The following is an 11,103-nucleotide window of genomic DNA, read 5'->3' as shown; positions in this document are numbered from 1 at the left end:
AAAAATTGGAGGGAGCCATATGAATGATATAGTCAGAATATCCAACCTGACTCCAATGCAAGAAGGGATGTTATTTCATAGTTTATATGATCAGGAGGGGACAAACTATCGCGAGCAATTTGCCTTTTTCATAGAAGGTAATGTAGATACTGATGTGTTAAAACAATCGTGGCAGAAAGTTATTAATCGACACGAAGTTTTTAGGACAGATTTTCGTTGGAAAGAATCAAAGGTTCCTATTCAGATTGTTCTCTTAGAAAAGCCAATGGAGGTATATGAGGAAGATATTACAGGTTTAGAAGAGGAAGCAAAAGAGTCCTATATTGAGAAGTTCAAACAGATTGATTTGAAAAAGCCAATGGATTTTGAGCAAGGGAAACTAAATCGTATTTCTATTATTAAGATTGCACAAGAAAGGTATTTTATCTGTTGGACGTTCCACCACATCCTCTTGGATGGGTGGAGTGTTCCCATCGTTATTAGCGATTTTATTAAGAGTTTTTTGATTATGAGGAACGGAGAGCCGTTACCTGAAAAGCCAAATGCCCAGTTTGGTGATTATATAGAATGGCTTAAACAGCAGGATCAAGAGACAGGTCTTAATTTTTGGAGAGAATATCTTAGAGAATTCAAAGAACCTACTTTAATTACAGGGGAAATGGGTATAAAGAATGGAACCATTCGAAAACCTGAAGTTGTTATAGAGCATTTAAGTGAAGCAACGACCAAAGAGTTAAATTTATTTTGCAAACAAAATCAAATCACACCAAATATCATTATACAATCAGCCTTTGGAGTTTTATTACAAAGATATAACAATACAGAAACTAGTTGTTTTGGTATGACTGTCTCAGGGCGTCCGGCTTCGTTAAAAAATATTGAAGAAGCGGTAGGAATTTTCATTAACACTGTTCCAGTGGTCATTAAGGCAGAAGTTGGAATGAGTGTGTTGGAACTTTTAAAGAAAACCGCTGACAATATGGTTAAAATAAGTGATTTTGAATTTATATCGTTGGCTGATATCAAAGAAGTAAGTAAAATCAAAAACTCAGAGGATCTCTTTGATTCTTTAATTTTATACCAGAATTACCCTGCTGGGGAAGAAGTAGATCAGACTCAGCTGGGAATAGAGGTGAAATTTGATTCTTCCTATGAGTTGACTAATTATGATGTAACTCTTGTAGTTGGCAATAGAGAAAAGATGCAATTTGAATTGGTATATAATTCTGATAGAATCTCTAGATTAGAAGCAGAAACAATGCTGATTCAGTTACGGATAATTATTATTAGTATGCTTTCTAATCCAGATATAAATGTACAGGAACTTGAGTTGATAGAAGATAGAGAAAAGGCCAATTTATTGACATTGGCAAGTGGTAAGGAGGTACCTTTACAGCTAGAGCGTACTATTTCTGAATTATTTCAGGAACAAGTAGAGAAAAATCCTGAAGCTATTGCAGTTTCTTTTGCTGGTCGTACCATGACTTATAGTGAACTTAATATAAAAGCAAATCAGCTGGCGCACCTGCTGCGGGAAAAAGGTGTTAAACGCAATATCATTGTGCCAGTTCTCTGTGAACGTTCACCTGAAATGATAATTAGCATTTTAGCTGTGTTAAAAGCTGGTGGAGCTTATGTCCCATTGGATATAGATTATCCAGCTGAACGGATTAAATTTATTTTAAAAGAGTGCGATGCAAAGTTATTTATTTCCACACTACCAAAGAAAGAAGTACAAAGTTTACGACCAGAATCAGAAGTGATTTACCCTGAAAATTGGAGAAGTGACCATAGTGGCCAAAACTCTAGTGAAAATCTGGTGAATGTTAATTGTTCTTCCGATTTGTGTTACGTCATTTTCACCTCTGGTTCTACTGGAAATCCCAAAGGTGTAATGATTGAACATGCAAGTGTTTTAAATTTCATCAATGCTATGAACCGAAATGGGTTGGTTTCTGTAGATGATTGTATCTTGAATATCACAACGATAAGTTTTGATATCGCATTTCTTGAAACTATATTGCCTTTGACAATTGGAGCACGGGTTTTGTTGATGGATCGTGAAGAACTGTATAGCTCTGAAAGATTAGTTAGTTCCATTAAAAGCCAAGGTGTAACTGTTCTACAGACAACTCCGTCGGTTTATTTAACGTTATTTAAAAATGTTCAAGCAAGTGAACTTAAAAATGTACAGAAAGTTCTTGTAGGTGGTGAAGTATTTCCCGAGAGCCTTTATCATCAATTAAAGCAAATCAAATCAGCAAAAATTTTTAACATGTATGGTCCAACGGAGACTACAATCTGGTCAACATACAAAATTCTTTCCAATGATGGATTAATAGATTTGGGTCATCCTATTGACAATACTCAAGTATATGTTTTAGATGAGAAAAATGAACTATTGCCAGTAGGTATACCTGGAGAAGTTTGTATTGCAGGGAGAGGGCTTGCAAGAGGATATCTAAACAATAGAGAATTAACGGAAAGTAGATTTATCGTTGATCCATTTAATCCGAGTGCAAGGATGTATAAGACAGGGGACCTGGCTCGCCGCTTGTCAGATGGTAGGTTAGAGTTTTTAGGGAGGATGGACGATCAAGTAAAAATTCGTGGTTTTCGAATAGAACCTGCGGAGATTGAAAATAGTCTGAGAAGTCATCCTGCAGTAAATGAGGTCGTGGTTATGGGTTTGGAAGAGGATAGTGAAAGCCAATTCCTAACCGCTTACTTGGTTGCTAACAATGAACTATCTAATGAAGAGCTACGTACTTTTTTAATGAAAAGGTTGCCTGAATATATGATTCCAGGATACTTTATACAAATTGAGAAGGTTCCCTTGACTCCCAATGGGAAAATTGATCGTCATGCCTTACCGAAGCCTAATAAGAATAGTAAACAAGTAGTTTATATTGCTCCTCGCTCTCTAGAAGAAGAACAAATGGCAGCTATTTGGAAAGAGGTTCTAAAGGTGGAACGTATAGGGATCAATGATGATTTCTTTGATCTTGGAGGTCATTCGTTAAAGGCAATCCAACTTATAGCTCAAATGAACCGAGCATTGAAGACAGATTTTACTTTAAATGAAATTTTTCAATATCCTACAATAATGAGTTTGATGGATAGTAAAGCTCAAAATAATTTTAAAAGTGCCATATGTTTAAATAAGTCAAATAACCCAAAAAACATTTTTTGTATTCATGGTGGAGGTGGAGCGGTATCAAACTATAAAGTTCTGGCGGAAAATTTATCTCACTATAATTTTTATGCTTTACAGGCCAGTGGACTAGTAGATGAAAAATACCTTCATAAATCAGTTGAGGAGATGGTTAGAGGATATTTAAAAGAAATCCGTTATCTTCAAAAAACTGGACCTTATGTTTTGATGGGATATAGTTTTGGCTCATATATCGCTTATGAAATGGCCTATGAACTTTATTTACAAGGAGAAAAGGTAGAAAAACTTATTCTTATTGATAGCCCTCCTTTTGACAAAGAAATTTTAATTAATCCAGAGACAATGCTTCATGAGATGATGTTAGAAATGGTTAGGGATTCAGGTATTTTGGGAAATGAATTTGAGAAAATGTCTGTTGATGAAATTTTACAAAATATCTATACAAATAAACAGTATAGAAATCTTGAACCATTTAAGTCAGTACCTTTTACAGAGGTTAATAAGATTAAATCAGTTATTAAAGCAAATCTTATTATTAGTCAGGGATTGCAATTGAGATCGAATGAGAACCTATTAACTTCGGATATATATTATATTAAAGCTCATAGAACTAACTCTAGAGGAGATTGGCAGCAATGGACAACAGGAAAGGTTAATAACTTTGAAGTAGTTGGTGACCATAGCTCAATATTGCAATTGCCGGATGTAAGAGCAGTAGCACAATTGATTGATGAGCTAATAAAAGGGTCCATCATAAAGAAACCTGTGGTGTAAAAAAAGTTAAGAGAGGGGGAATCTGAAGCATGAATAAATTTGGAGTTCAATATTTAGATAAAAAGATGAGAATGCATTTAAGAGAAAAAGACATACTTCACGATTCAACTGAGCAGCATCAAGAAACTAGAGAAATTCTTCGACAATTTCAGGATGGATATACTGAACGGGATATAGATAATGTAGATTCTTTTGTTGAAAAGCTGTTTTTTACTGGAGAGGACATATGTGTTCTTGGTACTGGAACTGGAGAATTGTTTTTAGGTAGTGAACAAGTAAAAACATTGGTTAAAGATGATTGGGAAAATTGGGGTAATGTCAATATCGACTGTGAAAACGCTAGTATTTCCGTTGAAGATGAGGTTGCTTGGTTTGCAACTACAGGTTCTGTCAAATTCACTTTTGAAGATACGCTTGAAAGGTATGATAGATATCTTAATTTTATCCAAAAGAAGGTTGAGGAGACTGGAATTACATCCAGACAGAAAATTTCTTTTATCAATTGGGTATTGTCTCTAACATATCACCAGAGGATGGAGAAAAAGAGAGAATATTTATGGCCACTACGTCTAACTGGGGTTCTTATAAAAGATGCTAATAAGTGGAAAATTGTTCATCTTCAATTTTCCATCCCAAAAGGTAACTTCCCTGATGAACGTTTCGAGAATTCCAAAAAACATCTGGAGAGTTACAATAAGCAGAATGCAATGCTTGATAAATATAGGAATAACCAAATGACAAAGGAACTTGTAACACTACTGAAGAGTTTAGAGACAAAACTCATAGGGAATAAGGATATTTCAAAAGAAGAGGTGAACAAGTTTTTTGCAGAAGGTAGCCACCCATATATGATTGGACCGAATGATCAGTGGTGTAATGGAATAGAGGAGTTGAGGAAATATTTTGTTCAAAACAGTGACTTAAACCTTACTCTAGATCTGGAACATTCAATAGCCTCGAAATCAGGAAAAATCATCTGGGTTACTGTTACTGGTATATTAAAAAAAAATTTGACTGATAATGAACTGGCTGAACGTACTCTGGAGGAATTGGAAAATCTATTTCAGGCTGATCTTTCTTCAAAAGAAAAAATATTTGCTGCACACAGAAGTAGTGCATATATGTTAAAGGAGAGTGCTACAGGTGTAGATTATACCTGTCCACTTAGACTGACTGCAGTAATATTAAACCGAAGTGAGGGACCTGTCTTTCATAATATACATTTTTCATTTCCACATTATTGGCTACTAGAGGGAAAAGTAGATAATGTGTTCGATTATGAGAAAGAGTTTAAATAAAGTAACGATAAGTAAACACAAATAGGGTTATCTCCCTTTTCAAAGCTAATAGAGTCATTGCGAGGAGCATTTCATTAAAATCAGAATAAGGTGGGCCACTAATATGTTATTAGATAATTTGAAAAATAATGTAAAAATAAAATGTGAAAGTGAGTATGGACAGTTATGTCGAGTTGTTATGTGTCCACCTACATTTTTACAAATAAAGGATATTATAAATGATGTACAAAAACACTATTATAAAAAGAATATTGACATTGAAAAAGCATTGGGGCAATTTAATGAACTATTTGATTTTATGAAAAGAAAAGGAATAGAGATAGATTTACTTCCATCAGATTCTTCTTTACCAGAACAAGTTTTTACAAGGGACATAGGTGCAGTGATTAATAACTCTTTTATTAAGAGTAATATGAGCACCTCTGTTAGATGTGGAGAAGAAAGAATATTAAAAGAATGGCTTGATAATATGAAAATTCCACATAATACACTTGATAGTGAAAATATTGAAGGTGGAGATATTATTATTGATCATAAAGATTTATGGGTTGGAATTGGTAATCGTACTTCTCCTAATGCAGTGCAAATATTAGAAAACCAGTTTCCTTCTCATCATATACATCCGATTAATATTACTGATCCTTATTTACATTTAGACTGTATATTTAATGTGATTGCTCCTAATATTGCTCTAGTCCTTCCAAAAGCTATAGAGAGTAAAAATTTACAATTTTTGAGTACGAAATATAAATTAATTGATGTTTCAGAAGAAGAACATTTTCATATGGGAATTAATGTACTATCTATAGGAAATAGAGAGATTTTGAGTCTACCTCAAAACACAAAAGTAAATGAAAAAATGAGGGAATCTGGATTGCAGGTGTATGAAATTGATATTTCAGAAATCATTAAATCTGGCGGTTCATTTCGATGTATTACACTTCCACTTAATAGAGAAGATTAGAGATGACATAATAATTTAATTTTAAAAAAACAAAACTCTTCTAAAAGAGAGAAAATTATTAAAGGTTGGATAATAGAACAGTCTCAGTCCTCCCATACTTAGTAAACGTGAGAAAAGGTACAAAATTTTGAAAAGAATAAGGACTAATCCAGTTGCTATTCTTCCATTGCAAAGTAAGAATACAGTTAATTCATATCACTGTGTTTGATGGAAGATTATAGAGATGGATAAGTCCTTATTAAATTTGGCTTTATTTGAAATCTTCATATATTTTAATGGTTCTATCAGATAAGAAATCTATTTCCCCTGTACTATCGTATTCCAGAAACTAGCCGGTTCTTGCCCTAATCTCCAAGCTGCAACTCCACCTAGAGAGTACTTTTTAGCTAATTCTAATCTTGCTTCTACTGTTTGTTCATCCTCTAACCAGAACACATACGTAAAACCATCTTTTTTATATTCAATTTTATATTGATTAAATCTCTCATCCCAAGTTGAAGTATATTCGTTTTCATTTAATAGATCTTCTACACCAAATGAATAGATGGCTCGATTTCCTACAAGAGTACCATTGCTGTCAAATTTCCACTCACGGATATAAAAAGGTAATCCTAAAATTAACTGTTCTCTGGACATACCATAAGACAAAAATTCTTGGATACCTTCCTCTGCCCATTGAAGACCAGAAACAGAACCAGCTACATCACTTCCAGACCAGTGTTGGTCGTATGCCATAATCACAATATAATCTACGATTTTTGCTAATGCCTCATGGTCGTAAGCAGTTTTATGGTTCCAAGCTAAACTGCCTCTTGGCAAATCAATAGAAATTGTCAGGTTTTTCTTGTGCGCTGCTTCAGTTAGTTTTTGAATGAAGGAAGTATAGGCTGCACGATCACTACCATACAGGGCTTCAAAATCGATATTAAGCCCATCTACTCCAATTTCAGCACTCTTTGTTATTAGTTCGTTGATAAAATGAGTTTGAGCAGTTTCATCTGCTAAAAATGCGGATGTCAAATTACCATCAAATTGATTGTGAACTAGTGGATGTACCTCAATGCCCTTTTTGTGTAACATTTTTACGGTTTCTGCATCAGAAGTATCCTCAATTTCACCATTTTTACTTTTTAATTTAAACCATGTTGGAGAATCAATATCCAATCCCACGGCTTGATTTACATGATCTAAAATAGTAGACTGATTAGCTGTTCCATTCCAACCCCATACTTTCAGTCGAGAACTGTTGTCCCATAGCACTTTTTTGCTACGATCAATAATTTTGGTTTTTTCTTTTGTTAAAGCAAATTGAACAGCTTCCTGAATGGTATTGAATTTGTTTAAGCTGCTATTTTGTTGTAGAACTTCATAATTAGGTTCATTAAACCAAAGCTCATTCCCTTCATGTTCAATGGAAGTGCGTACAAAGTATTTAGCATAAGAAATAGCTTCATCTAAATGATAGAAAGCATTGATTTCCCTGCCGCTTTGATTAACGACAAAGGTTTTTTTATTGGAATACACTTCTTTATTGGTCTTTGTGTTTATGATTAAGGAATCTTCTATCTTTAAAGCTTCGTTCATTGCATCTTCCAGATATGACATTTTGATAGGAGCCTCAAGAGATGGTGCATTGATCTCATAGATAGGACTTTGTAATCGTAAAGTTTCTTTTTTCTCGTCTGAAAAATCATCCCAAACCCATTCGTTAGTAGTGAGATCTATAATATGCACATTTCCCCATTTATAGGTTTCTTTTTTTGCATCTTCTAGTGTTTCGAAGGTCCATTCAGGTAATGTTTTATTATCTCCTTGAATAAGCATGTAATTTGCAAAGTTATTCCATACAATTCCTGATTCCTGAAGGTTCTTGATGATCGCCTGTTTATGTTTTTTAGCTTCTGTTAGTGCTTCTTCATAAGTATTATATTTTTTTTGAAGGGGTATCCCTTTTACAATGACTTCATATTGGGGGAAATTGCTATAAACCCATTCACGTGTAGTAATGTCTTCTACATAACTATTGGAAAAACTATTAGCATACATTTTAGCTTGATTCAGGTTAGAAAACTCTTTAAGCTGGTTGTCGTTTTGATAGACTCGGTATTTCGTAGTTAAATCTTGTGCAATGACGGTGGTTAAGGGGGAAATCTGTAAAATGAATACGGTCATAAGTAATAAAGTTAAGCTTCTTTTCATATAAATCATCTATCATTCCTCTTTCTGCTAGATTCTATTAATTTAGACGAATGATAAGAGAAAGAGTTGCGTAAAAATTTGTAGTTTTTATTTTTATTAATAGAGTGAAAATAGATAGAATCAGATTTTATTTGGCTTTGATGTATTGTTTTCCAATAAACGCTGTTACAATAGAGACAATTAGTAGAAGACTTAATATGGATACGGCAGGAATTGCTCCTATTTTGGGAATCATTACCGTAAAAACTCCTAATAAGGTAATCTGCAATGCAAGACCTATTGATCGAAATAAACTTTCAACACGTCCCATCTTATCGTTAGGAATAATTTCCATCATCAGTATATTTCGAGTTATCCTTGTAATAGCATGTCCTAAACCAAATGTGATAGAGATTAACAAGAACAATATAATAACAGGAAAAATAGCGGTAAGGATCATAGATATGGTGAACATAAATATTCCTGCAAGTAAGATTTTTATATTGCCAAACTTATGAATAAGTAGAGTTATGATCATCCCAGCTAGAAGTGATCCAATCCCATATAACATTTCATGAATACCATATATTTTACCATCTGCCTGCAAGGTTGCTTCAATATAAATTGGAAATACATAATTTGTAACCATAATAACAATATAAGGGGTAAATGCAGAAAATAATAACAAAAATAAAAGTGGACGCTCTTTTAAGTAAACGTATCCTTCACGCATTCTTTGCCAGAAGGAAGTGTCTATCATTTCATGTTTGAGTTGTTCTTTTTGAATGTAAGGTATCGTTGACAAAATCACAAAAGCAATCACGTAAGTGATCGCATCGATGATTAATATCCATTGAAGTTCAATTTTTTCAATTAATATACTGGCAATGCCTCCTGCAATAACAGCAGATAATTGTCCTTGAATTTCCATTAACCCGTTTAAGGTTTTATATTGACTGTGGTCAAATATTTCTTGATTCATGGCAAACATCGTAGGATAAAATAATGAATCATATAACATGCCGATGGAAAATAAAACAACAAGATGCCAAGTATTATAATTTCCATTTATAAAACCTATCAAAACGAATAAACTGATAATGATAAATCCAATCATTTCAGAGTATAATAATAATTTTTTGCGTGAGTGTTGATCTACTAGATTTCCAATAAATGGAGCTATTAAAAATAAAATGATGGTTAATAACAGGGTAACATATCCCAAAGTACTTGCTCCATTTTCTCTGGTCACAATCATCCAGGGAATTGCAATCATAGTGATACCAGAACCAATAGATGAAAAAATATTTGCCGCTAATATTTTAATAAAACGTTTATCTCTAACAATTAGACTCATTATGAAATTGATTCGCCTTTCAGTTAAGTAGGCTCCATAGGAGCTTTTTCATTATGTTATAAATATATGATTAGGTAATGGAAAAAACGGAATGATTAGATTCTAAATTTCTTATTTTATAGTAATCTTCTTCAATTTGTTTAGAATTAGCACTAGTTAAATAAATAAATCCTGGATGATCAATGGCTTCCTTTGTGATAGAAATATGCTCTCCTATCTTCTTTTTCATTTCGATATCTGTAAAGGATGGCAAGTTTTTAATATCATTTAATCCAGGATAGCTATGTATAGTGCCATTTTCATTGGATATTAAATTTACTATTGTTAAAAAATGATTTAGTTTGTAAGGTTTATCCATAAGGCTTTTTATTTTTTCAGGTTTAACATAACAATCAGCAGTTAATGAAGCATGACTATAATTCAAAGCACTCATCATAATATCTTCTTTATATGCCATTCCCATTATTCTTGCACCTGTCTCTATTAATACAGGGCCTTCTTTAGTTAACATCACTTCAGTATGAGAGGGTCCATGTACAATTCCTAGTGCAGTAAGCACATGTTTCACATAAGGAATGAGCTGATCTTGAACTACTCCTTCAGATTCTAAAAGTTCCGATTTGTCATAAATCGTATATTTCCCATCAATTAGAATCATACTTTCTTGCCAAATATCACTTATGTAATGCTGGCCATTAAGGCTAATTGCGTTAATAATGTATTGAGTTCCTTCTAAGTATGTTTGAGCAAGTACTTCATCATTTTTAAATCCTAATATATTCGTTTTATTGTATATATTATGGAAAGCTAAGTAAACTTCCTCTTCTGAGTTACAAAACCTCACGCCATCAGAACTAGCACTATTGATAGGTTTTATTACAATAGGCCACTTGTTTATATTTCTGATCCATTTTAGTATTTCACTATATTGATTGGTTTTAAAATGGTCTACAGTTTTAATACCTTGAGATTTTACTGCCTCAGTCATCAAGAACTTATCTCTTCTAGATTTACTAAGTACTTCTACATTTCTTATTAAATCTAAATGATAAGATAACAAATCTGAGAGTTCTACTCCTTCTTCTGCTCCAGGCAGTACAAACTCAGGATGATAGGGTTTTAATTTTAAAATTAGTTTTTCTAAATCTCCATCATAAATAAAACTCTCTTCAAACTGATATTTATGTATATGAGAGGCATTGACATCCAGTTCATCCATTGTACTTCGTACATGAATCACTTTGTATCCGTATTTGTCAAAGTGATAAGGAAGCTGGCTTCCACTTGAATAAGCGTCAACGATTACACAGCTTTTCATATGTCATCTCCATTTCTTCTAAGATTAAAGGGATGCTAA

General features: G+C 33.3%; 6 protein-coding genes. 3 read left to right on the top strand and 3 right to left on the bottom strand.

Features of this window, described 5'->3' with window-relative positions; translation table 11 throughout:
* Positions 1-19 precede the first annotated feature (19 nt).
* From ERL59_RS17705 to ERL59_RS17695, 3 genes are all read left to right on the top strand, one after another.
* On the top strand, positions 20-3,949 hold the full coding sequence (locus ERL59_RS17705) for an amino acid adenylation domain-containing protein (protein WP_160647575.1): 3,930 nt from the start codon (positions 20-22) through the stop codon (positions 3,947-3,949).
* Between the two features lie 29 nt (positions 3,950-3,978).
* The gene (locus tag ERL59_RS17700; protein ID WP_160647574.1) at positions 3,979-5,247 is read left to right on the top strand and encodes a nuclear transport factor 2 family protein; all 1,269 of its coding nucleotides are present in this window, start codon (positions 3,979-3,981) and stop codon (positions 5,245-5,247) included.
* A gap of 103 nt (positions 5,248-5,350) precedes the next feature.
* Positions 5,351-6,211 carry a dimethylarginine dimethylaminohydrolase family protein gene (locus ERL59_RS17695; protein ID WP_160647573.1) on the top strand — a complete coding sequence of 287 codons (861 nt, stop codon included), beginning with the start codon at positions 5,351-5,353 and terminating at the stop codon, positions 6,209-6,211.
* Positions 6,212-6,508: 297 nt separating this feature from the next.
* On the opposite strand, the gene ERL59_RS17690 is transcribed toward ERL59_RS17695, so the two are convergent.
* From ERL59_RS17690 to ERL59_RS17680, 3 genes are all read right to left on the bottom strand, one after another.
* A complete protein-coding gene (locus ERL59_RS17690; protein ID WP_160647572.1) occupies positions 6,509-8,419 on the bottom strand; it encodes a glycosyl hydrolase family 18 protein in 1,911 nt (636 codons plus the stop codon).
* Between the two features lie 118 nt (positions 8,420-8,537).
* Entirely contained in the window at positions 8,538-9,746 is a 1,209-nt protein-coding gene (locus ERL59_RS17685) for an MFS transporter (RefSeq protein WP_160647571.1), read from the bottom strand.
* 70 nt (positions 9,747-9,816) lie between these two features.
* Complete coding sequence (locus tag ERL59_RS17680; RefSeq protein ID WP_160647570.1) at positions 9,817-11,064, bottom strand: ATP-grasp domain-containing protein; 1,248 nt, start codon at positions 11,062-11,064, stop codon at positions 9,817-9,819.
* Positions 11,065-11,103 lie beyond the last annotated feature (39 nt).

Source organism: Chengkuizengella marina, assembly GCF_009910845.1.
GTDB lineage: Bacteria > Bacillota > Bacilli > Paenibacillales > KCTC-33759 > Chengkuizengella > Chengkuizengella marina.
This window is presented reverse-complemented; position numbering and strand designations above follow the sequence as displayed.